This is a genomic window from Pseudomonas sp. P5_B3 (assembly GCF_056400405.1).
Map to the genome: position 1 here is coordinate 51,717 of NZ_JBFULI010000011.1, position 21,113 is coordinate 72,829.

General features: G+C 54.8%; 20 protein-coding genes. 16 read left to right on the top strand and 4 right to left on the bottom strand.

Going from position 1 to position 21,113, the window contains the following annotated elements:
* Window positions 1-103: 103 nt before the first annotated feature.
* From AC1DRN_RS09525 to AC1DRN_RS09545, 5 genes are all read left to right on the top strand, one after another.
* Window positions 104-586 (top strand): VOC family protein, encoded by a 483-nt coding sequence (locus AC1DRN_RS09525; RefSeq protein ID WP_457265895.1) that lies wholly within the window; start codon window positions 104-106, stop codon window positions 584-586.
* On the top strand, window positions 583-1,803 hold the full coding sequence (locus AC1DRN_RS09530; RefSeq protein WP_223457954.1) for an FAD binding domain-containing protein: 1,221 nt from the start codon (window positions 583-585) through the stop codon (window positions 1,801-1,803). Before AC1DRN_RS09525 ends, AC1DRN_RS09530 begins: the two co-directional genes overlap by 4 nt.
* Window positions 1,804-1,834: 31 nt before the next feature.
* Complete coding sequence (locus AC1DRN_RS09535; RefSeq protein WP_223457952.1) at window positions 1,835-2,197, top strand: DUF485 domain-containing protein; 363 nt, start codon at window positions 1,835-1,837, stop codon at window positions 2,195-2,197.
* A complete protein-coding gene (locus tag AC1DRN_RS09540; RefSeq protein ID WP_223457950.1) occupies window positions 2,194-3,849 on the top strand; it encodes a cation acetate symporter in 1,656 nt (551 codons plus the stop codon). The genes AC1DRN_RS09535 and AC1DRN_RS09540 overlap by 4 nt, the downstream gene beginning before the upstream one ends.
* Before the next feature lie 136 nt (window positions 3,850-3,985).
* Entirely contained in the window at window positions 3,986-5,323 is a 1,338-nt protein-coding gene (locus tag AC1DRN_RS09545; protein ID WP_477786684.1) for an OprD family porin, read from the top strand.
* Between the two features lie 231 nt (window positions 5,324-5,554).
* Here AC1DRN_RS09545 and AC1DRN_RS09550 read toward each other — a convergent pair whose 3' ends face one another.
* The 3 genes from AC1DRN_RS09550 to AC1DRN_RS09560 are packed head-to-tail and all read right to left on the bottom strand — an operon-like array spanning window position 5,555 to window position 9,542.
* A complete protein-coding gene (locus tag AC1DRN_RS09550; RefSeq protein ID WP_223457946.1) occupies window positions 5,555-7,810 on the bottom strand; it encodes a xanthine dehydrogenase family protein molybdopterin-binding subunit in 2,256 nt (751 codons plus the stop codon).
* Complete coding sequence (locus tag AC1DRN_RS09555; RefSeq protein ID WP_223457944.1) at window positions 7,807-8,271, bottom strand: (2Fe-2S)-binding protein; 465 nt, start codon at window positions 8,269-8,271, stop codon at window positions 7,807-7,809. Before AC1DRN_RS09555 ends, AC1DRN_RS09550 begins: the two co-directional genes overlap by 4 nt.
* The gene (locus AC1DRN_RS09560; protein WP_457265894.1) at window positions 8,268-9,542 is read right to left on the bottom strand and encodes a c-type cytochrome; all 1,275 of its coding nucleotides are present in this window, start codon (window positions 9,540-9,542) and stop codon (window positions 8,268-8,270) included. Before AC1DRN_RS09560 ends, AC1DRN_RS09555 begins: the two co-directional genes overlap by 4 nt.
* Window positions 9,543-9,829: 287 nt before the next feature.
* Between AC1DRN_RS09560 and AC1DRN_RS09565 the strand changes: the two genes are divergently transcribed.
* The 6 genes from AC1DRN_RS09565 (at window position 9,830) to AC1DRN_RS09590 (ending at window position 16,835) form a co-directional block, all read left to right on the top strand.
* A complete protein-coding gene (locus tag AC1DRN_RS09565; RefSeq protein ID WP_223457940.1) occupies window positions 9,830-10,474 on the top strand; it encodes a DsbA family oxidoreductase in 645 nt (214 codons plus the stop codon).
* A gap of 37 nt (window positions 10,475-10,511) precedes the next feature.
* Window positions 10,512-11,624 carry an alkene reductase gene (locus tag AC1DRN_RS09570; protein ID WP_223457937.1) on the top strand — a complete coding sequence of 371 codons (1,113 nt, stop codon included), beginning with the start codon at window positions 10,512-10,514 and terminating at the stop codon, window positions 11,622-11,624.
* A gap of 52 nt (window positions 11,625-11,676) precedes the next feature.
* Window positions 11,677-12,819 carry an FAD binding domain-containing protein gene (locus tag AC1DRN_RS09575; RefSeq protein ID WP_223457935.1) on the top strand — a complete coding sequence of 381 codons (1,143 nt, stop codon included), beginning with the start codon at window positions 11,677-11,679 and terminating at the stop codon, window positions 12,817-12,819.
* A 114-nt stretch (window positions 12,820-12,933) separates the two neighbouring features.
* The gene (locus tag AC1DRN_RS09580) at window positions 12,934-13,833 is read left to right on the top strand and encodes a LysR family transcriptional regulator (RefSeq protein ID WP_223457933.1); all 900 of its coding nucleotides are present in this window, start codon (window positions 12,934-12,936) and stop codon (window positions 13,831-13,833) included.
* Between the two features lie 166 nt (window positions 13,834-13,999).
* Complete coding sequence (locus AC1DRN_RS09585) at window positions 14,000-14,581, top strand: hypothetical protein (RefSeq protein WP_223457931.1); 582 nt, start codon at window positions 14,000-14,002, stop codon at window positions 14,579-14,581.
* 961 nt (window positions 14,582-15,542) lie between these two features.
* A complete protein-coding gene (locus AC1DRN_RS09590; protein WP_457265893.1) occupies window positions 15,543-16,835 on the top strand; it encodes a tyrosine-type recombinase/integrase in 1,293 nt (430 codons plus the stop codon).
* Between the two features lie 342 nt (window positions 16,836-17,177).
* On the opposite strand, the gene AC1DRN_RS09595 is transcribed toward AC1DRN_RS09590, so the two are convergent.
* Window positions 17,178-17,459 (bottom strand): helix-turn-helix domain-containing protein, encoded by a 282-nt coding sequence (locus tag AC1DRN_RS09595; RefSeq protein WP_457265892.1) that lies wholly within the window; start codon window positions 17,457-17,459, stop codon window positions 17,178-17,180.
* Window positions 17,460-17,550: 91 nt separating this feature from the next.
* Between AC1DRN_RS09595 and AC1DRN_RS09600 the strand changes: the two genes are divergently transcribed.
* From AC1DRN_RS09600 to AC1DRN_RS09620, 5 genes are all read left to right on the top strand, one after another.
* Window positions 17,551-17,985 (top strand): hypothetical protein, encoded by a 435-nt coding sequence (locus AC1DRN_RS09600; RefSeq protein ID WP_154946434.1) that lies wholly within the window; start codon window positions 17,551-17,553, stop codon window positions 17,983-17,985.
* A 72-nt stretch (window positions 17,986-18,057) separates the two neighbouring features.
* Window positions 18,058-18,294, top strand: a complete 237-nt coding sequence (locus tag AC1DRN_RS09605) for a BPSL0761 family protein (RefSeq protein WP_477786687.1) — start codon at window positions 18,058-18,060, stop codon at window positions 18,292-18,294.
* 74 nt (window positions 18,295-18,368) lie between these two features.
* Window positions 18,369-18,953 (top strand): DUF6088 family protein, encoded by a 585-nt coding sequence (locus AC1DRN_RS09610; protein WP_457265891.1) that lies wholly within the window; start codon window positions 18,369-18,371, stop codon window positions 18,951-18,953.
* A 244-nt stretch (window positions 18,954-19,197) separates the two neighbouring features.
* Window positions 19,198-19,671 carry an antitoxin Xre/MbcA/ParS toxin-binding domain-containing protein gene (locus AC1DRN_RS09615; RefSeq protein ID WP_457265890.1) on the top strand — a complete coding sequence of 158 codons (474 nt, stop codon included), beginning with the start codon at window positions 19,198-19,200 and terminating at the stop codon, window positions 19,669-19,671.
* Window positions 19,672-20,274: 603 nt separating this feature from the next.
* Window positions 20,275-21,108 carry a phytanoyl-CoA dioxygenase family protein gene (locus AC1DRN_RS09620; protein WP_457265889.1) on the top strand — a complete coding sequence of 278 codons (834 nt, stop codon included), beginning with the start codon at window positions 20,275-20,277 and terminating at the stop codon, window positions 21,106-21,108.
* The last annotated feature ends 5 nt before the right edge of the window (window positions 21,109-21,113 follow it).

Consider the following 21,113-nt stretch of genomic DNA (forward strand, 5'->3'; position numbering starts at 1 on the left):
GGCCGTCCTCAAAAAATTTGGTCCCGCGGCTATTTACTTCAATTTCGTCAGGCCTTACTGTTTATCGACTGATAAATAACTACAAAAAACTGTTGGAGGCGCCATGCAAGTCCGAAAACTCGCTCATTACTCGATCCGGTCGTTCGACCTGGAAAAGTCCAGCCAATTTTATGAAAAGGTGCTCGGTTTCACCCCTGGCTACCGGCCGCCGTTCGACTTTCCTGGCGTGTGGTTGTACATGGGAGGGGATGAGCAAGACTTTGGTACGGTCCACATTATCGGGATCGATCCCTCCAACCGCGAGGGCCTGAAGAAGTATCTCGGCGACAAGGAAATCCCGCTGAAGGGCACTGGGACCGTTGATCACATTGCTTTTCTGGTAACAGGCCTGGTTGAGTTCTGGAGCGTCTTCAAAGCGCAAGGCATTGCCTGGCGTGATCGCACCGTTCCGAGCCTGGGCCTGCATCAGGTCTTCATCGAAGATCCTAGCGGTGTCACCATCGAACTCAACTTCCCGGCCTCCGAGATTGAAGCCGTCGGCTCCTACACCGCCCATGCCGCTGCGACTGTGGAGGTGCAGCCATGATCGATATATCGAACAAGCGCCGCGCTATTGTCGTAGGTGGTTCGCTGGGAGGTCTGTTTGCAGCGAACATGTTGCTACGCAAAGGTTGGGATGTAGAAGTCTTCGAACGTGTTCCGGACGAACTCGCTGGACGTGGCGCAGGGATCGTTACACACCCTGAATTGTTCGAGGCGATGGCTGCAGCGGGTATCCCACTCGATGCGTCGGTAGGTATCGATGTGCTGTCGCGCGTCACTTTGGACCAGGACGGCGATGTCGTACTCGAGAATGCGCTCCCGCAAACGCTGACTGCGTGGGGGAAGATGTACCAGGTTCTTCGCGCCGCTTTTCCAGACTCGCTCTATCGTTGCGGTGGCAGCGTCGTCTCGGTCGAAAGTACGGAGTCCCATGCCAGTGTCACATTGGCTGATGGCACCACTCATCAAGCGGACATCATTATTGCTGCCGATGGATTCCGGTCGACGATTCGCCAGCAGCTTTTGCCTGACTTACACCTGCAATACGCCGGCTATATTGCATGGCGCGGGTTGGTCGATGAAGGTGTTCTTTGCGACTCCACCCACGCATCGCTCTTCGATAAATTTGCGTTCTGTTTACCCCCGCGCGAGCAAATTTTGGGGTATCCGGTTGCTGGCCAGTCGAACAGCACCCTTGCAGGAGAGCGTCGTTACAACTTTGTCTGGTACCGCACCAGCGGCGACGATGAGTTGAAGGATCTGCTCCGGGATGAGAGCGGTAAACAGTTTGAAGGTGGAATTCCTCCAGCACTGATACGTCGTGATGTGCTCGCCAATATGTATAAGTCCGCCGATACGCTACTTGCCCCGCAGTTTGCCGAAGTCGTGAAGAAAGCGACGCAACCGCTGTTTCAGCCGATTTACGACCTGGAAGTACCGAAGATGAATTTCGGACGAGTCGCGTTGCTCGGCGACGCTGCATTTGTGGTCCGTCCTCATTGCGGGATGGGTGTCACCAAGGCGGCCGGCGATGCCTTGGCAATCGTCGAAGCACTTGAGCGACATGCATCCGTTGAAGATGCCTTGGCGGACTATAGCCAGCAACGCTGCCGTTTCGGCGCCTCGATAGTTCAGCACGCCAGGCATCTTGGCGCGTATATGCAGGCGCAATTGAAAAGCGAGCAAGAGCGCGAAATGGCTGAGTTGTACCGGACTCCAGAAGCCGTGATGCGTGAAACCGCAGTGCCCGTGAAGTTTTAATTCAGTTACACGCCCTTCGCAGGAGAGAACCATGGAACATGCATATCCGCAAGACGGTGGCCCGGCCGTGTCCGCTGAAAAGCTTGAGGACACTATTCAAAATCCGATTTTCGAAAACCCGCAGTTTCGTGCATTGGTAAAACAGCGACGAATATTTTCGTGGAGCATGACTGCTCTCATGCTGGCGGTATATTTCGGCTTTATTCTTTCGCTGGCCTTTATTCCTGCCCGCATGGGTACACCTATCACCGAAGGTCAACCCATGACGTGGGGCGTGCCGATTGGCTTCGCAATGCTCGCCTTTACGGTTCTTCTCGTTGCTGTCTACGTATGGCGCACCAACACCTGCTACGACCCAAAAATAAAAACAATCATCAGGAGCTTCAAAAAATGAAGCGTCTTCTTATCACATTCTCGGCCATCCTTGTTTCGGCAACTGTATACGCGAGCGATGTCCCCGCCGCAGCTCCCAAACATAACCCCATTGCCATAGGCATGTTCCTGGCGTTCGTCGTATTCACTCTATTTGTCACACGATGGGCCGCGCGTAAAAACAATAGTGTTGCCGATCACTATGCGGCAGGCGGCAAAATTACCGGTTTCCAGAATGGTTGGGCCATCGCCGGAGACTACATGTCCGCAGCGTCGTTACTGGGCATCTCCGCCCTGGTTTTTACCAGTGGCTTCGATGGGCTGATCTACTCAATCGGCTTTCTTGCAAGCTGGCCGATCATTCTATTCCTGATCGCGGAGCCATTGCGCAACCTTGGGCGCTACACCCTGGCGGACGTTCTGTCCTACAGACTGAAGCAAAGACCCATACGAGCTTTTGCGGCGTCCAGCTCTATCGTGATCGTGCTGCTTTACCTGGTGTCTCAACTGGTAGGCGCTGGAAAACTGGTGGAACTGCTGTTCGGCTTTGATTACACCGCGGCTGTACTGCTCGTCGGTACGCTGATGGTCGTCTATGTGTTCTTTGGCGGGATGCTGGCAACTACCTGGATTCAGATCATCAAGGCAGTATTACTGCTGACCGGCTGTGTTTTCATGGCTTTCATGGTGTTATCCGAGTTCGGATTCAGCCTGAACCAATTGTTCACTCAAGCCACTCAGGTTCATCCAACCCATGGGGCAATCATGAGCCCCGGAGGTTTGATTACCGACCCGATATCCGCCATTTCCCTGGGGTTGGCACTGGTCTTCGGTACGGCAGGTCTTCCACATATTCTCATGCGGTTTTTCACCGTCGGTGATGTTAAAGCCGCGCGCCAAAGCATTCTTTATGCCTCCGGTCTTGTCGGCATAGGGTATGCGCTGATTGTCATCATTGGCTTTGGCACCATTGCCCTGGTTGCCAGCAATCCCGCCTATCACGATGCATCAGGTGGAATATTGGGTGGCGTTAACATGGTTGCGATTCACCTCGCCCATAACGTCGGCGGTAATGTCTTCCTCGGATTCATGTGTGCGGTATCGTTCTCGACGATATTGGCGGTAGTGGCAGGGTTGACCCTGGCTGGCTCGTCAGCTGTTTCTCATGATCTCTATGCACATGCTTTGCGCCGCGGCACCGCCAGCGACCGTGACGAAATGCGCGTCTCTCGTGTTACGACCATCGTACTGGGTGTGTTGTCGATCCTCCTGGCGATTGCGTTTGAAAAGCAAAACATCGCCTTTATTGTGAGCTTAACGTTCTCCATCGCCGCAAGTTCAAACTTTCCGGTACTGTTGTTATCGATCTACTGGAAAGGCTTGACGACCCGTGGCGCCGTGATTGGCGGATCGCTGGGGCTGGTATCGGCAATTACCCTGTGCATTCTCAGTCCAACCGTTTGGGTCAAGATCCTGCATCATCAGCAAGCCTGGTTCCCTTATGAATATCCGGCCCTGTTTTCAATGGCCGTAGCATTCATCGGTATTTGCTGGTTTTCCATTACCGATCGCTCCGCCAGTGCCATCAGTGAGCGCAATCGATTCGAAAATCAGTTGGTCGACTCTGAACTGGGTACGCCGGCAACATGGAAGGCTCAGTTCAAAGCTGATTGATCCATGTAGTTACTGTCTGCATTAAATAATTCCTGAATGACGGCGCTTATGCTCCATGTGCTGTTGGGGCATTTGTGCCTGAAAAATAGCTGAATAGTTAATACAAAAATAATAACCTCGACTTGGGTGCACATAAATGAAATGTACTTTGACCGTTGCGGCTGCCATGTGTGTATTGGCGCAGCAAGCCCATGCGGCTGGTTTCATTGATGATAGTAAGGCTGCGCTTAAACTGCGCAATTACTATATCAACAGCGATTATCGTGACTCTGCAACACCCGCGCAGCAAGCCGCCAATCAAAGTTATCAAGCGGAATGGGGGCAGGCTTTCCAGGTGGAATTCATCTCCGGATACACCCAAGGCCCTGTAGGATTTGGTGTCGATGCTTTAGGCATGTTGGGCGTAAAGCTCGACTCAAGCGCCGGCAAGCATGGCAATCCAACGGGTACCAATTTCGGTGGCGTGGTGTTTCCAAGCGACGGCGACCATGCGGTTGACGATTTTTCCAGCCTTGCATTGACCGGGAAAGTGAAGATATCCAAGACCGAGTTGAAGCTGGGTACTCTGGTCCCGAAACTGCCGGTTATCTTCAGCAATGACGGGCGTTTGCTGCCGCAAACCTGGCAGGGAACCCAGGTTACCTCCGCGGATATCAGGGATCTGACCCTGGTAGGAGGGCAAATTGACGGGGTCAAGGGCCGGAACTYCAGCAATATCGAAAACATGTCAATTGCGGGTGCCAACAATCCTGTCACCGGTCGCTTCAGTAATAAATTCATTTATGCGGGCGGCGATTACAAACTGACCAAAGATCTGACCTTGCAATATTATTACGGCAACCTTGAAGATTTTTATAAGCAACACTTTCTAGGACTGATTCATAACTGGGCAATCGGTTCGGGCGTGCTGACCAGTGATATTCGATATTTCAATAGCCAGGATGATGGTGCGAACGGCCATGACCCTGCTTACTTTACGACAGGCTACTACGGCGGCAATACGATAAAAGGCAAAGTCGACAATAACCTGTTCAGTGGATTATTTGCCTATGCCGTTGCCGGGCACACCTTCGGAGCCGGCTATGAGGTTAGCAACGGAAAAAGCGATTTCCCTTATTTAAACCAGGGTGACGGTCCGACCACTTACACCATCACGGAAATGCAGGTTCAGAAATTCGTGCACGCTGGCGAGAAGTCCTGGCAAGCACGCTACGCTTTTGACTTCGCGAAACTGGGCTTGCCCGGTGCGACGGCGGGAGTTGTATACGTTAAAGGTGATGACATCAATACCATCGCTTCCAGCAATTCCAGTGAGTGGGAACGCGATATAACGCTGGCCTATGTCGTGCAATCGGGACCGTTAAAAGGCATTGGCGTCATGTGGAAAAACGCAATGGTACGAAACAACATCCCGAACACCCGCCAACAAGACGAAAATCGGATAATCATTAATTACCAGTTGGCATTGTTTTAGGCGTTATCCGATAGAACGCAAGTGAAAGTATATTCAGCGGGTCAGCGGCCCGCTTGACTGACAGGCGGCGCTTTGAGGAGTGTTGCGTGTACATGCCGTTCTCTTCCAACGGCATGTTTTATAGAAGAGAAACATTTCCCTTGATTGGGGTAGGGCGGTGCAAGTGATCCTTCACCGCCTTTTTTTATTCCGAGTGTGCGATAGGCGACCGATTCAGCACGTCAGGATCGCTCATGATCCCAACGATTCCTGCCAGCCACGTCGAGCCAGTGGAAGATCAAGCAATCGCTTGCCGGTGGCATCGCTGATGGCGTTGCCCAGCGCTGCGGCCATGGGTCCCTGGACGATTTCCGCGGCACCGAGAAATGGCTGATCCGGCTGATCGATCATGTGGACCTCGACCTGTTTCGGCACCTCGGGAAAACGCAAGATCGGATAGCCACTCCAATCGAAGCTATGCAGGCCACTGGCGTCATAGAGGATTCGTTCATAGAGCGTCCAGCTGGCGGACTGCACGATGCCGCCCTGAATCTGATTGAGCAGCCCATCGGGGCTGACAATTTGTCCCACGTCGACGGCGGCAACCACCCGATCAATCGTCACTTGCCCGGTCTGGCGCTGTACATGTAACTGCACGGCGATGGCGCAGTAACCCATGATGTTTTTATAGCGTGCGAAGGCGAAGCCGATTCCGCTGCCGGGGCCTGTTGCTTTTTGCGGCCAGCGGAACGCACTGGCCACGCGCTCCACCACCGCCCGTGCACGCGGATCGCTCAAGTGATTCAGGCGAAATTGCGCCGGATCCACTGCGGCCCGAGCCGCCAGTTCATCCACCGTGCTTTCGATGGCGAACACGTTGATATGGGCACCGAGCGAACGCATGGCCGAAGTCCTGAATGGCATGGTCAGCACAAAATTCAGGTCAACCTGCAGGTTGGGTATCTCATACAACGGAACTGCGTTACGGTCGCCATCACCCTCGGGTTGGGCGATCGGGACTGAAGGTGCAGGGGTGAAAGGTTTGGCCAATAGCCACGCCGGTAACAGGCGCCCGGCATTGACGATGCGTTCGTTGTGCGGAGTACTCCAGAGCTCGTATTTCCAGTCACGAAGACGCCCGCTGTCGTCCAGTCCCGCTTCCACTTCGGCGAGCATTGCCGAGCTGTAGGGCTCCCAGAGATTTTCCTGTTCGCGCATCCATTGCACCCGTATTGGCTTGCCAGGCAGGGCCATGGCGATCAACGCGGCATCGGCGGCGGCGTCATCGGCGCCGTTGTGACCATAGCAGCCGGAGCCTTCAGCATGGATGCAGCGTACCTGCTGCACAGGCAGACCCAGCATCTCGGCGATGCCCATGCGCAGAGGATAAACACCCTGGGTGTGGGTCCAGACGGTCAGCGTCCCATCCTTGAACCGGGCCACAGCGCAAGACGGCCCGATGGAACCGTGCATCAGGTATTGCTTGGTCACCCGTGCCTTGTACGCACGCGACTCAGGTTGCGTGAGGTGACCCTTGGCGCTCACCGGGTAGCGCCGCGCTGGCAGTTCGGTGAGGAGTTGATGGATATGTGTCGAGTCAGGTAGCGGATTACCTTCTGTCCAGCGGGCAGTGGCGTAGCCCTCGCGCATCGCTTTGACCGCTAGCCACTCATCGGTAGCGACCACGGCGAGGTAACTGCCGTTGCGGATCAGCTTTACCACACCGGGGAGTTTGTTGAGGGCGGCTTCGTCAATGTCCAGAAGCTGACTGCCGCGCCGGGGTGGACGTATCACGCGGGCATGCAGCATATCGGGCAGGCGCATGTCCTGCACATAGGCCGAACCGCCGCTGACTTTGTCCGGGATGTCCAGCCGAGGCAATGATTTGCCGATCAGGGTGAAACTGCTGGCTGGCTTGAAGGGGGAACTCGCCGATGCAAAGCGATGCAATTGAACCCCGACCACCGCTTGTGTGTAGGTCATGCTGTGGCCTTGCCCATCGTAGATCACAGCATCCCGCGTGCTCAGGCTGTCGATGTTGCATCGCCATTGGCTTGCCGCGGATTCGAGTAACAACTGACGCACCTGGGCGGCGGCGTTGAACAATGCAGTGCCGCTGTCGACGATCGTATGGCTGCCGGCGGTGTAACCCTCATTGGGTGTCAGCGCAGTGTCGGCAGTGAGAAAGCGGATGAGACCAGGTGATACTTCCAGGCGTTCAGCGGTGATCTGCAGGAGCGCGGTCTTGACGCCAGTGCCCAGCTCCACTTTGCCGGTGTAGACGGTGATGCCGTCTTTCGCGTCAATGCGGATCCAGGCGTCCAGATAGGGCGTGGCCCGCAGGCTGCCTGGCAGATCAGGCGCCAGGATCGCTGTACCCAAGGTGTCCACTTCGGTGTCAGCGAAGGCGCGCGGTATACCCGGGAGCATGGCGAACCCCATCACCAACGCGCCGTTTATCACGAAGGCGCGGCGGCTCAGATCGACGTTTTGCGTTGAGGACTTCATACCTTGTCTCCCTGCGCGATGACCGACTTGATCGCAGCGAGGATCCGCACATGAGTGCCACAGCGGCACAGGTTGGGCGCCATGCGGCGACGGATCGTTTCATCGTCCGGATGAGGGTTGGCCTCCAATAGAGCCTGCGCTCGTACGATCATCCCCGCGATGCAATAACCACACTGGGCCGCCTGTTCGTCGATAAAGGCTTTCTGCAACGGCCCCGGTTTGTCGGCGCTGCCCAGGCTCTCCACTGTACGCACTGATTTGCCCGCCAGCGCGCCGCAGGGTGTCAGGCATGAAAACACCGGTTTATCGTTCACTAAAACGGTGCAAGCGCCGCACTGACCCAAACCGCAGCCGTATTTCGCGCCATTGAGTCCTACCTGGTTGCGCAGGGCATACAGCAGCGGCATGTCTTGCGGGATGTCCAGTTCATGCGTCTTGCCGTTGATGTCGAGTGTGATCACGGTTGCTGCTCCTGAGCCCGAATGCTGTTGATTGTCTTGTCGAGGTCTGTCCAGGGTCTGTTCGGGCAGTTCTCGTTGCGCAAGTACTCGGCAATTGCGACAAGGTGGGAGTCATCCAGACTGTCTGCGAAGGCAGGCATGTAGTGGCTGAAAGCGGCGCTGGACATCGGGATGCCCTGCAGGATGGTTTGGATCAGGTTACGTGGCGAGTCCGCCGTCACTGCGCTGGTGTTTGCCAGAGCGGGCCTCGATTCAATGGCGCGCATAGGGGCGGCGGAGCCGTGGCAACTTTCGCAGGCACCTTCGAACAGCGCCGCGCCCGGCAGCGCCTGGGCACTGGGCTTGGCCTCAGGGGGGCAGGGCGGTGACGTCACGTGCGAAGAGGTCTTTTTGAGGTCAAGAATATAGCGGGCGATGGCATGGGCATCTTCAACCGGCAATTGCGCGATGCTCAGGCTGACCGGCAACATCGGGCCCGCCGCTGCACCGTGATCTTCGGCGACCTTGCCCGTCAGATAGGCGACCAATTGGGCTTCATTCCAGGGGTGTTGCGCTGCGGCCATCCCGCGCAGGGAGGGGGCCGTCCAGCCGTCGACGATACCGCCGTTGAACAGTTCGCTGCTCTTCTCGCCGCCAATCAGATTCAGGGGCGAATGACAGGATGAACAGTGTCCCGCGCCTTCGACCAGATAGCGTCCGCGGTTCCATTGCGCTGACCGGTCGGGAAGTGGTTCCAACGGATCCCCATGCAGGAACAGCAAGTTCCAGAAAGACACCAGCGCACGGAAGTTCATGGGGAAAACCATATGGTTTTCAGGTGCGGTGTACTTGACCGGGTCCACGCTCATCAGGAAGGCGTAGGCATCCGCGATATCGGCATCATTCAACCTTTGGTAATGCACGTACGGGAAAGCTGGATAGAGAAAGTGACCGTCGCGGGCGATGCCTTCACGCATGGCTCGTTCAAAGGCCTCCAGCGACCACTTGCCGATACCGGTTTCCCGGTCCGGGGTGATGTTGGTGGTGAAGAGTGTTCCGAAGGGCGTTTTCAATGGCAATCCGCCCGCCATGTAATCGCCTCCTGGCCGCGTGTGGCAGACCGCGCAGTCTCCCGTTTCGACGATGCGCCGGCCTCTGTCCAGGGTTTCGCGCCCGGCACTCTGAGGCTGGCTGACAGTAGCTATTTGCGGCCTCCACATCATCCAGAACGCGAACCCTATCCCCACCACGCCAAGCGCCAGAACGGCACCGATGATCGTCTTGCGCTGCATCGCCTAACCTCTCGAACTGAGTAAACGACAGATTTTTCAATCCGCCGCGTGCGATTGGCGTACGGCAGACTTTCTGCGCAGAGAGCTTAAGCAGAGCGCTTGCGATGGAGTACCCCGTCAAGGCGCAACGCTACATTGCGCCGGGCGCAACGACGGCAGTGCGCCGGCGCGCAGATCACCTCATCGTTGCGTTTTGCGAAAAGCATCGTTGCGTGGCAGGCGGATTCTCCGGGGGGCACCGGACGCTTACCTTGGGGATGTGAAAACATTCAACCACGGAGGCCGTCATGAGTTTGCACTCAACCACTATTGAAGTGACTTACGACTTCATCTGCCCATGGTGCTGGATCGGTGAGGTGAATCTCGAACGAGCGCTTGCCGCTTCGGGTTTTTCAACTGACCGCCAAATCAGTTTCCTGCCTTACCAATTGAACGCGGACATGCCTGTTCGAGGCATGGATCGTAAAGCCTATCGCTCTGGCAAGTTCGGCAGTTGGGCGCGCAGCCAGGCCATGGACGCGCAGGTCACCCACGCCGGTAAGGCCGTCGGCCTTGGCTTCCATTATGAGCGTGTCGAAACAACCCCCAACACCATGGCGGCGCATCGGTTGGTATGGCGGGAGCAACAGGCGGGTAAAGACGCTTCATTGCTGGTCAAGGCCATTTTCAAGGCGTACTTCGGCGAGGGGCGGGATATCGGCGACCTTAATGTGTTGGCCGATATCGGTGCCGAAACAGGGCTGGACCGAGGGGCCATTGTCGACTTTCTCAACACCGATAAAGGCACTGCTGAAGTCTTGAAACTCGAAGAGCAAATCAAGGCATCCGGTGTGCGCTCGGTGCCGAGTATTCAGATCGCGGATGACGTGATCAGTGGCGCGCAACCCACCGAAATAATGATCCAGATATTGAAACGAAACCAGGCAGCTTGAGCCGCTTGTTCAATCCCTATCCATTCAGGAAATCATCATGCCTCATCACTTGTTCAACCCAATCAAACTCGGCCAACTCAACCTCAATCACCGTGTCGCCATGGCCCCTCTGACTCGCTCACGGGCGGGGCAGCCCGGCAACGTACCGACATCGATGAACGTCGAGTACTACCGTCAGCGCGCCAGTGCTGCGTTGATCATTACCGAGGCTACTCAGATTTCGCAGCAGGGTCAGGGTTACGCCTGGACGCCCGGCATCCATAGCGACGAGCAGATTCACGGCTGGAAAGCGGTCAGCGAAGCCGTGCATGCAGAGGGCGGGCGCATTTTCCTGCAGCTCTGGCATGTGGGGAGGGTGTCACACCCAGTGTTTCAACCCAACGGCGGCTTACCGGTGGCACCGACCGCACAGCCGGTCCCCGGCAAGACCTTCATCCTGAATGAGAAGGGTGAGGGGGTGTGGGGGGATGTACCTGTCCCTCAGGAACTGGACATTCCGGGGATCGAAGCGATCGTTTCCGACTTCCGCAAGGCCGCGCGCAATGCGCTTCTGGCCGGTATGGACGGCGTGGAAATCCACGCGGGCAATGGCTACCTGCTGGACCAATTTATCAACAGTGCCAGCAATCAGCGTAGCGATCGCTACGGTGGAAGTATTGAAAACCGTGCGCGGCTACTGCTCGAAGTCGTGCAAGCGGTGGCCGAAGAAATAGGTGCCGAACGCGTTGCTGTGCGCCTGACACCGATGGGACGTTTCATGGGGATGGGTGATGACACCCCGGAACAGACCTTTGGCTACATCGCTTCCCGACTCAATCAATGGAATCTCGCTTACCTGCACCTGGTGGAACCGATGATGGTCGGCACGGTGCTCGATGAAAGTAATGATCCGCGCTGGGACGCCATCATCAAACAGCTGCGTACTGACTTCCACGGCGTTCTGATGCTGGCGGGTGGTTACAACGGAGAAACCGCTGAACTGGCCATCGCGCAGGGGCGTGCCGACCTCATCGCTTTCGGTCGGCCGTTCATTGCCAACCCCGACTTGCCGGCTCGCCTGCGCGGGCGTACCGAGCTCAATCTGGCGGACGGCAACAGCTTTTTTGGTGGYGACGCCAAGGGGTACATCGACTATCCGGCGCTGGCATAACGCAGCTCAAAACGGTTGGTATGGGAATCACCACTCTGCAAGGAGAAGGGTAATGAAGAGTCCGGATGTTCCAAAGGCCCTGGTCATTGGTGGTTCTCTGGGAGGACTGTTTGCCGCCACGGCGTTGCGCGCGATTGGCTGGCAGGTCGATGTTTTCGAGCGATCCCCCGCGGCAATGGATAGCCGTGGCGGTGGCATTGTTCTGCAAGCGGATGTCTTGCAGCATTTCCGCTATGCGGGCATCCAACATACCCGTGCGCTAGGTGTCCGGTCCCATGATCGTCTGTATCTGGATCGAGCCGGTACCGTCGTGCATAAAGAACCGATGCCGCAAACGCAGACGTCCTGGAACACACTGTATGGCTCGTTATTTTCTGCATTTCCTGTCGAGCATTATCACCGTGGCAAGACACTGGTGGATCTGGCTCAGAATGAGCACCGAGTGACCGCGTTTTTTGCCGACGGCAGTTGTGCCGAGGCAGACCTGCTGGTGGGGGCCGATGGTGCGGGTTCATTCGTGCGAAGCAGGGTGTTGCCCGGGACGCAACATAGCTATTCGGGCTACGTGGTTTGGCGTGGGCTTGTTGATGAAGACCGACTTCCAGACTTCGCCAGGACGCAGCTTTACCAGGATTTTGTTTTTCAACAGGACCCTGGATCGCTGATGTTGGAGTACATGGTGCCGGGCTTGAACGGCTCCGTAGATCCTGGCGAGCGCCGGTTCAACTGGCTATGGTATTTGAAAGCCGCGCAAGGGCCGGAACTGGACGCCGTACTCACTGATCGCGACGGCCAGCGGCGTAGCCGTTCCATTCCACCGGGGGCTTTGGCTGCGGAGCAGGAGGCTTACATACGGGAAATGGCGGAGCGGCATGCGAACCCGGCTTTTCGCGAATTGATTCGCCAGACCAAGGACATTTTTGTCCAGGCGATCCTTGATCTCAACGTTCCTCAAATGGTGTTCGGGCGTGTGCTGTTGACCGGCGATGCCGCTTTTGTGCCGCGACCTCATACCGCCGGAAGCACGGCCAAGGCGGCCCGCAATGCACTGTTCCTGGCTCAGGCAATCGACAACATTGGCGACCTCGATAAAGCCCTGCAAGCCTGGCAAAAACAGCAACTTGCAGAAGGCTGGCGCATGGGGGACTGGGGGGTGAGCATGGGCAATCGGATCATGGGCATCACTCCATCCTGATTCAGCGGCTCATATCGGGCTTGATCCACTACTGATTGAGCACAGCRATGCAAGACGTACGACGCCTGGTCATGCACAGTCGCTACCTTTCCTTTTCTATCCCGGACGCCGTTTATGGATAAGTTGCTGGCGCTCAAAATGTTTGTCGAAACCGTACGCTGTGGTGGCTATTCGTCAGCGGCGCGCAAACTTGGTATCTCCACTTCGTCTGTGACTCGGCAGGTAGCGGGGCTGGAAAGCGAGCTGGGCGCCAGCTTGTTGAACCGCACCACGCGCAACACGAGCGTCACGGTGGCGGGGCAGGACTATTTCGAAAAGGCAGTGGCGATCATCGAGGCCATCGACGAAGCCGATGCCGTTGTGACCGATCGTGGCAGCGAAGCTCAAGGGCGCTTACGGGCCAGCGTCCCGGTGGAATTCGGCCGACGCATCATCGCTCCTCATCTGGGACGACTGCTGGATCGTCATCCCGGCCTGGAGATCAGCCTCTCTCTGAGTGACGAGGTCAGTGACCTGCTCAGCGAGCAAATAGATGTGTCAGTGCGTCTTGGTTCATCGGTCGTCAGTGATGACATCGTCAGCAAGCGCCTGGGCAATTTCCAGCGTTGGGTTGTGGCAAGTCCCGAATACCTCACGCGTACCGGACTGCCACGACATCCCCGTGACCTGTTGGAGAATCAATGCCTGCGTTTTGATTACCGCACGGGCCACCACCATTGGACATTCAAGGGCGATGAGGAAATCATTCGCTTGAATGTGCAAGGAAGGCTGCAAAGTAACAACGCTGACATTCTTCGCGAGGCAGCGTTGGCCGGGGGCGGGGTGACGCTATTGGCTGATTGGCTGGTGCGTGACGATGTCAGCGCAGGTCGCCTGACGCGCGTGCTGGAGCAGTATGAGGTCAACCCTGGCAGTGCGAGCACTTGTATCAATGCGCTGTACCTGCCCAATCATCGTGGTTCCAGTCGCATCAATGTGTTCATTGAGTTTCTTCAGGAAATACTCGCCCCCTGAGCACGTCCTGTGCATTACTTAGCTCAACTAAATAGTCATTTAGTTTAGTTATTCTTTTTGGTTATAGATAAATCGTAGCTGAAGGGGAGTGTTCATACCACTGTTAAACCCCCTGCATCTGTTCGAGTTAAGCTCTGGTTGAAAATTTCAATCTGGAGTAAGCCTAATGCAGCAGCACCTAACGCCTTGGATGGTCGAGAGCGCTTACCGTTATTTGAAGGCTGCAATATATCTTAGACGTGGCCATGACATGCTGGACATTGCGCAGATTAATGCTGCAATCGGAATGGAAATCCTGCTGAAAAGCTTCGTATCAAAGCCCGATGACAAGCTTGGCCAGGTCAATGAAACATACAAACTGGACGACGATGCGCTTGAGGCTGCACACGAGTATTTGAAAACAGTAGAGAGAGTTCCGGCTAACCGCAGATACCCGAATAAGCACGATCTGCTGACGCTGTTTTATGCGATACCTGAATCGATCCGGCAACGTATTCGGCTTGATCGCCATGAACATTGGATCGAGAAATATCGCGACGTTTTCACCAAGGCGCGTTATCGATACGAGAAAAGTGCCGCGAAAGGTTCCGATGACATTTTGATCGGGGTCCTGGACGAGCTGATTGATGACGTGGTGGACTGGTATCGCGAACTGGGCTGCAAAGACATGTTCATCGTGTGTTATGGAATGCCGCCGCTGGAGCTGCTGCCGGATGCCGATCAGGATTCAAATCTGGCCACTGACTAAGTAGCTCTCTGGTGAGCTAGAGGTAGCTCAAGCCTGAACGTTAGCGTTCAAATCTGAGCGTTAACGATCAGCACCAGATGAACGAAGGTTCGTTCATGCCAGATTGGATATCTGCCAACAGATGAAGGATATCGCTCAGGCGTGTGCGATAAGTCGCGTCAGGCTTCAAATCTGACCACCAGACGCTCCCGCGCCTGTATAGGATGGTTCGCATAATGTATATTATGTTAAATGATGTGCTATGTTAGATATGTTCATGAGGCTCATAAGAAGTATGTCAGCGACTATGGTTAGCCGGAATCCCCTCCGACGTCATATCTATCTGTTTTCAAAAGAAAAAAATTGTCTGCATGGGTTGTGACTCCCTAACCAGCGCTTGTTCTCCGGAAACGGCCCTATAAATTTCTCGGGTTTAGACACAACTGATGCAACTCTGGTTGAGCAACTACGTTTGTCCGGCCGATTTCCGTCGTTTTTCCGGCGATTTAGACTTATGCATTTCAGTGCCTATTCCCCTGGAACCCTTTAGGTGCGCTCCTTTCAACAATTTCCCCAGTATGAACACGCCTTCTAAAAAATAGCGATGGTTTGCATCTTTCCGGTCGATGACTACATCGAGTCAGGCAATAGCTGAGGTTCACTCCGTTGCCTGACTGCTCATAATCTTACATCCCAGCGTCATGATTGATGTCCGAGGTATCGTTGAACCTGTCATGCCGACGGTTTCCGCACTCGAAGTGAGGATGCCTCCGGATAGGTGTTAACATCTCTGATGTGCGCAGAACATTGAATTTGCCGTCGGCTTCTACTTGCCGTCATAGTGGACATGGTGTGCGTCATACCCGAGGCAGAGAGAAGGATTAGGTGTGGTGTAATATCCGATAACTGTCAGACCCGGATATTGCATAACTTCCCTTAGCCCCCCAAGCTAGTGCCATTCCAGTACCGAATCGGTCCATTCATGTCACGCATCCCTCAGCCGCTATTTGATACCTTCGAGTGCTTCCACGAGCTCAATTTTCTCCAGCTCAACAATGAGCGTGCCGCCGTCCAGCAATATCTCAAGAGTTTCGAGGACAGTTGTCACGCCGTTGACAGCTACTTGGTCGTGCGGAGTTTTTTGAAGTCGTACGCCGGCAACCAGTCCACCTTCAATTCTTTCAGGACACATGTCGAGCGTCTGTTGCTCTGGTCGCTGATTGTGGCGCGAAAACCGCTGCTGGAACTTCGCCGCACTGATGCGGAGCAATTTATGGAGTTTTGTCTTAACCCGCCGGCGGACTGGGTTGGTCCTGTAGTCAAGTCCAGGTTCAAGCGCGTCGGCGGCCGGAAACGTCTTGAGTCAGATGAGTACGTGGTGAATTCTGATTGGAGGCCTTTCAGTTGTACCGTTTCAAAACGGGAGCGCAAGCTTGGGAATGAGGCGATCAGTGATCTCTCCTCACGTCCTTACCATATGGCCCAGGGCTCGGTGGCTCAGGTCTTCGCTGTCTGCGGCAGTTTCTTTCAACACGCAATGGATGAAGGCCTTACAGAGGCTAATCCGTTCCGCGCCATCAAGCAGAAGTCGATTTACAAGCAGCGGAACATACAGGACGTCGCGTCTCGGTCGCTCACTGAGCTGCAGTGGAGTTTTGTAATCGACACGGCAGAACAGATGGCTGACGAAGACGCTCGCCATGAGCGCACGCTGTTTGTTGTGGCCACGCTATTCGCAATGTACCTCCGAGTGTCTGATCTGGTCGGCCGTGACAACTGGCGACCGACTATGGGAGACATTCGACGAGACACGACGGGTAACTGGTGGTTTCACGTCGTCGGCAAAGGCAACAAAGCGGCCAAGATCAGTGTCCGGGACGAGTATATCCAGAAGTATCTCGTGCGTTATCGCCGATCACTGGAGCTGTCTCCCCTGCCCTCACCACAAGAAAAAACGCCGTTGATTGCGACGCTTAAAGGACGCGGCGGACTGTCTGATCGACACGTAAGATCGCTTCTTCAAACGGTGTTTGATCGGGCACTGCAACGTATGCAGTGTGAAGGTTGGAGTGAGGATGAAATCGACCAGCTTCGTTCAGCGTCCCTGCACTGGCTTCGCCATACCGCTGCCACGTTTGACGCGCCACTTCGTGACATGAAAGACCTACAAGCGGATCTGCGTCATAACAGCCTTAGCACAACACAAAACACCTACTACAACAGCCTTGATGAGCAAAGAGCTCGCTCAGTCAAAGAGCTCAAAATGCGTAGATAGCCTGAAGGCCTTTTTCGTTGATGAACTCATCCCTGCCCTGCTCTACAGATTTAACGCGACGCAACAAAGCCGCCGTCGCTGAAGAGATTGCTCTTTGGGGGGACGAAAATGGATCTACCGGAAACGGTCTTGCGAGGCTTGACGATATGGTCTTTGTACATGGCCTAGCACCGGAGCATTCCAGGTTTCGGTTTGCCGTTGCAACATCCAGTTTTATCGAGCCAATGCGTCTTTCGCTGCGATGAGTCGCATAACACCTTCCAGCTTCCCATCACGAGCGAAATTGATTTTTTTAGTGTCACGAAAATCTGGTGAGCCACGGAACCTGCGCTCAATGGCTTTTCAAGAATCAATGGCTTTCAGATCTTTCCGCACTTGAGCTAAAAACGCTTTGAGATCCGTGATGTTTTCCTTTCGCATGTAACACGCCGTCACCAGGCTGACGGGATGAACCTCCAAGACGCTGCACAACTCCTCGAGTTTCACAAGCGTCGGGCTGGTGCCTCCTCGCTCAAGCAAACTGACATTGGTGCGGCTGCTCACTAACGAAAAATGCTCCTGCGTCAGGCCTTTCCGAAGGCGAGCCTGTCGGAGCGTCGCCCCAAATGCTTCTTTCAGTTCCATTTTGCTTTCTCACAAAAGGAACGATAAGGCGACATTGCGCAATATATGACTACAACATATATTGTTCATTCGAGATGCTGAGGTACCAGCGATGAGCAAGGATCATGAAGGGCCGACAATCATTTCCAGCCTTTTCAATGCCGATTTTCTGGGGCGTCCGTTCATGCGGCAGACGGTCATGATCCCTTGGTTTTACCTCGAAGCACACGTACGCTACGGCAAGGAATTCGTAGGTGAAATGTTCATGGTGTCATCATTTGACGCGCTGAAAGACATTCTCAAGGTCCAGCACGAGTCATTTCGGGTGCGCTCCATTCAGTACGTAACTCCAGGTTTTGTAAATGAAACCGGCCAATGGAAAATGGAGCCGCTCCTGGAGGCAAGTGAGGCGATTAATCAACAAGGTGAGCGGGTTCCACTTTTCAAGGTTCCTGATCGAACCTACTCGCACTTGGGTGTGAACACCGAGGTGAACCTAAAAAGCGTTAGGGTTCTATTCCCAGCCGTCAAAAGAAAGCGCGACTGACATCGAGCCTTTCTCCGCGATGCGTTGGTGCAAGCGTTGTTCGTTCCCCTACCTAAGGATTCAATGATGACGATGCCGCATGAGCGTACGCGATCGATAATTCAGGCCCGAGACTTTCTGGTGGATCTATCCCATGATCAAGCGTTGCCTGAATCCATACGCAACGAGGCTAGACGGCTCTTACGTCATTACCCCACTTCAAATGAGATTTTGCTGGCTGGAAAGGTGGAAGAACAAATGAAGAATGGACTCACGCCCCCCTTCTTGAGCTCCACAATCGACAAAGCACCTATGTCTAAAACCCTATAGCGCCGTATCAAGAGCTAGACGTTTGAGATACGTGCAAGAGCTTGCTAGCTTTTGGCTCAAAACTGGTGAGTGGTATGTCTGTTACCGCCAATATCGTGAAACGCATCAAATACACTCCCAAAGGGCAGCCATTCGGCATCGGTCGATTTGTTGACGCAGGTTCTCGCACAGCTGTGGCCAAAACCTTATCTCGCCTGGCTGCATCAGGTGAGTTGGAGCGATTGAGTCGCGGTATTTATATGCGACCAAAGCTCAGTCATTTCGCTGGTTACGTGCGACCAAGTACCCAATCAGTTCTCCGAATAATCGCTAGACGTAATCGCGAGATTATTCAGGTGCATGGTGCAGAAGCGGTCAGGGCTTTCGGGTTGAGTACCCAGATGCAAATCAAACCAGTTTTTTACACGAGCGGTGCGAGTCGCAAGGTAAAGGTTGGTGGTGTGCTAGTACACTTGCTCCACGTCTCCCCCGAGAAACTGCAGCATGCCGGCACCCACGTTGGATTAGCGCTTTGCGCCCTCTTCTACTTAGGCAAAAAAGGCCTGAATGACACCGTCATAAACAGTATAAAAGCCAAGATGACCCCGTCTGAATTCAAGCGGCTCGCAGACAGTGATATTCCCGTCTGGATGCAGATTGCGCTCCATCAAGCTATTTAAATCTGATTGGCCCCGGGCGTACGCTCTGTTGGATTCACCTGGTTTTACGATGGAGACGCGATGAACTCTTCAAAGACTGCTCAGCGCCAGGCACGCAAAAAACGAGATTTTCCCCGAATTTACGAGATCGGTGTGCCCTGCTAAGCTTGCCGCCTGTGCTGTGGGATTTGTTGGTGACGGTTCACTGTCACCTCCCCCCGCAGACTCTCATCTGAGCGTCCCGTTGCTCGCACACTCCGAACTGATGAACACCCAAACCACTGCTAGTCGTCAGGTAAAAAAAGCCGAATTGCGCGAAGCCGCGATCGCCGTATTTTGGGATTTCAGCACCAATCGCGTATCGCTCGAAGATTCAGAGCGGCTGCTTCAGATCAAAACCGGCTTTTCCTCTCAGCTTTTACACGTGGTTCGCATAGCCTTTGAGCTTCAGGAGTGCAGCTTGGAGCAGCTCCTCGACTCGTCAATCTCCACGCTCAAGCGGCGTAGCCGTGAACAAATGCCCCTCAACTCCATCGCATCAGAACGGCTAGATCGAGTTGCCTTTGTTTGTCTTTTAGCTGAAAGGGTGTTCCAAAACAGAAATACGGCCGCATGCTGGATGTCTAAACCAAACAATGCCCTTGGCGGAGATACGCCGGTCATGCTCTGTGGAACTGAAATCGGAGGCAAGCAGGTTCGTCGGGTACTTCAGGCGCTGGAATGGGGAGGTACTGTCTAGATTTTGAATCGGACTGCAAGCGCTCCACCAACTCCAGCTGAAGATCTACGTTCTCCTCAGATCTGGTCAGGCGCTAAGTCGACACCCTCAAGGAATGTAATCAATACAGTAGCGCCCAACGGGGCGAAATTACAGCCTACTTGACCACCCATTTGCATTGGACCTGACCAGCTGTTTGCATGGGACTTGACCAGATACTTTGAATGGATTTCTCAGAGCATGCGAATTTTGCTCTCGGCCATATTCAGATCACAGTTGGGTAATTACACGGGCTTGCCCCCCCCCCATTTGCATTCGACCTGACCAGTCATGTGCACCGTATTTGACCAGCAAGATTCGTGGAGACATGACCGGCAGAGAACGGCCACAAGCGGCCACTCGCCTGACTCGACAGGCCACGTATATACGTTCAAGTGGCCTGATTGATTCGGCAGCAGCTGGCCGCCTTTTGGAGGGGAAAAGCTGCCCATATCCGATGCCACCACGCCCAGAGAGTCGGCATCTTCGGCGTCATGCCGATTTAGCGTAACATGTGTTGCGTAAAATAAATCTCGCTGCTACGATCAATCTCACCTTAGTGAAATCTCGTAGGAGAAAGCCGCTATGCAAAACTCTCTGCGCAAGGCATTCCTGGAAGATGGGGCAGTCCTGATCAAAGGGCTTCTGAACGAGGAGCAACTAGCTCGGTGTCGGACTGCCTATGACTGGGCAGTCGAGAACCACGGCCCCAACGCGTTTCGAATGTTCGATGGGACTTTGCAACAGTCGCATGTCGACAATGCCAATCCGCTCGCCAAGGAGCGCCTGGAGGAATTGGTCTCTTCCCTCCCCTTTGGCCAGTTGTTCGCACACCTCTGGGGTTCCGAAAACGTCTGGTATTTCGCCGAGGAAGTATTCCTCAAGGCTGGCGGACGCGGTTCGCGCACACTCTGGCATCAGGACACTTCTTATTTGCCCTGGGCCGGCATGCATTGGGGCAATGCGTGGATCAGCTTCGAATCCGTTCCCAAGCAGAATGCATTGGAGATCATTCGGGGCTCACACCGCGGAACGCGTTTTGATGGAACCACCTTCCTCGACCCGAACAACCCAACCCAACCCTTGCATGGAGGCGGCATGCTGCCTCGCCTTCCCGATATCGAGGCTGAGCGCGAGCAGGCGCCCGATGCATACGAAATTCTGTCGTGGGCAACGGAGCCCGGGGATGTGGTCGTGCTCCATCCCGGCTCGCTTCACGGCGGCGCGCCGGTCGACGAAGCCTTCCCGGATCGCCACACCTTTGTTTTCCGCTTCTTTGGTGACGATGCAACCTTCAACCCCCTGCCGGAGCACAGCGATGCGGGTTATCCGAAGGAAGGCGTTCTGTTCACCGAAGAATTGATGACCTTGAAGCCGGGAGAACCCTTCCGTCACCCCACCTTCCGCCAGCTCGTATGATCGGA

What these genes read in the sequence shown, in the direction of transcription:
- AC1DRN_RS09560 (WP_457265894.1), bottom strand. Translation starts at nt 9,542, where the DNA reads ATGCAGCGCAAGACGATCATCGGTGCCGTTCTGGCGCTTGGCGTGGTG.
- AC1DRN_RS09595 (WP_457265892.1), bottom strand. Translation starts at nt 17,459, where the DNA reads ATGGAACTGAAAGAAGCATTTGGGGCGACGCTCCGACAGGCTCGCCTT.
- AC1DRN_RS09575 (WP_223457935.1), top strand. Translation starts at nt 11,677, where the DNA reads ATGAAGAGTCCGGATGTTCCAAAGGCCCTGGTCATTGGTGGTTCTCTG.
- AC1DRN_RS09580 (WP_223457933.1), top strand. Translation starts at nt 12,934, where the DNA reads ATGGATAAGTTGCTGGCGCTCAAAATGTTTGTCGAAACCGTACGCTGT.
- AC1DRN_RS09620 (WP_457265889.1), top strand. Translation starts at nt 20,275, where the DNA reads ATGCAAAACTCTCTGCGCAAGGCATTCCTGGAAGATGGGGCAGTCCTG.
- AC1DRN_RS09550 (WP_223457946.1), bottom strand. Translation starts at nt 7,810, where the DNA reads ATGAAGTCCTCAACGCAAAACGTCGATCTGAGCCGCCGCGCCTTCGTG.
- AC1DRN_RS09605 (WP_477786687.1), top strand. Translation starts at nt 18,058, where the DNA reads ATGCCGCATGAGCGTACGCGATCGATAATTCAGGCCCGAGACTTTCTG.
- AC1DRN_RS09535 (WP_223457952.1), top strand. Translation starts at nt 1,835, where the DNA reads ATGGAACATGCATATCCGCAAGACGGTGGCCCGGCCGTGTCCGCTGAA.
- AC1DRN_RS09590 (WP_457265893.1), top strand. Translation starts at nt 15,543, where the DNA reads ATGTCACGCATCCCTCAGCCGCTATTTGATACCTTCGAGTGCTTCCAC.
- AC1DRN_RS09525 (WP_457265895.1), top strand. Translation starts at nt 104, where the DNA reads ATGCAAGTCCGAAAACTCGCTCATTACTCGATCCGGTCGTTCGACCTG.
- AC1DRN_RS09610 (WP_457265891.1), top strand. Translation starts at nt 18,369, where the DNA reads ATGTCTGTTACCGCCAATATCGTGAAACGCATCAAATACACTCCCAAA.
- AC1DRN_RS09540 (WP_223457950.1), top strand. Translation starts at nt 2,194, where the DNA reads ATGAAGCGTCTTCTTATCACATTCTCGGCCATCCTTGTTTCGGCAACT.
- AC1DRN_RS09615 (WP_457265890.1), top strand. Translation starts at nt 19,198, where the DNA reads ATGAACACCCAAACCACTGCTAGTCGTCAGGTAAAAAAAGCCGAATTG.
- AC1DRN_RS09600 (WP_154946434.1), top strand. Translation starts at nt 17,551, where the DNA reads ATGAGCAAGGATCATGAAGGGCCGACAATCATTTCCAGCCTTTTCAAT.
- AC1DRN_RS09530 (WP_223457954.1), top strand. Translation starts at nt 583, where the DNA reads ATGATCGATATATCGAACAAGCGCCGCGCTATTGTCGTAGGTGGTTCG.
- AC1DRN_RS09565 (WP_223457940.1), top strand. Translation starts at nt 9,830, where the DNA reads ATGAGTTTGCACTCAACCACTATTGAAGTGACTTACGACTTCATCTGC.
- AC1DRN_RS09585 (WP_223457931.1), top strand. Translation starts at nt 14,000, where the DNA reads ATGCAGCAGCACCTAACGCCTTGGATGGTCGAGAGCGCTTACCGTTAT.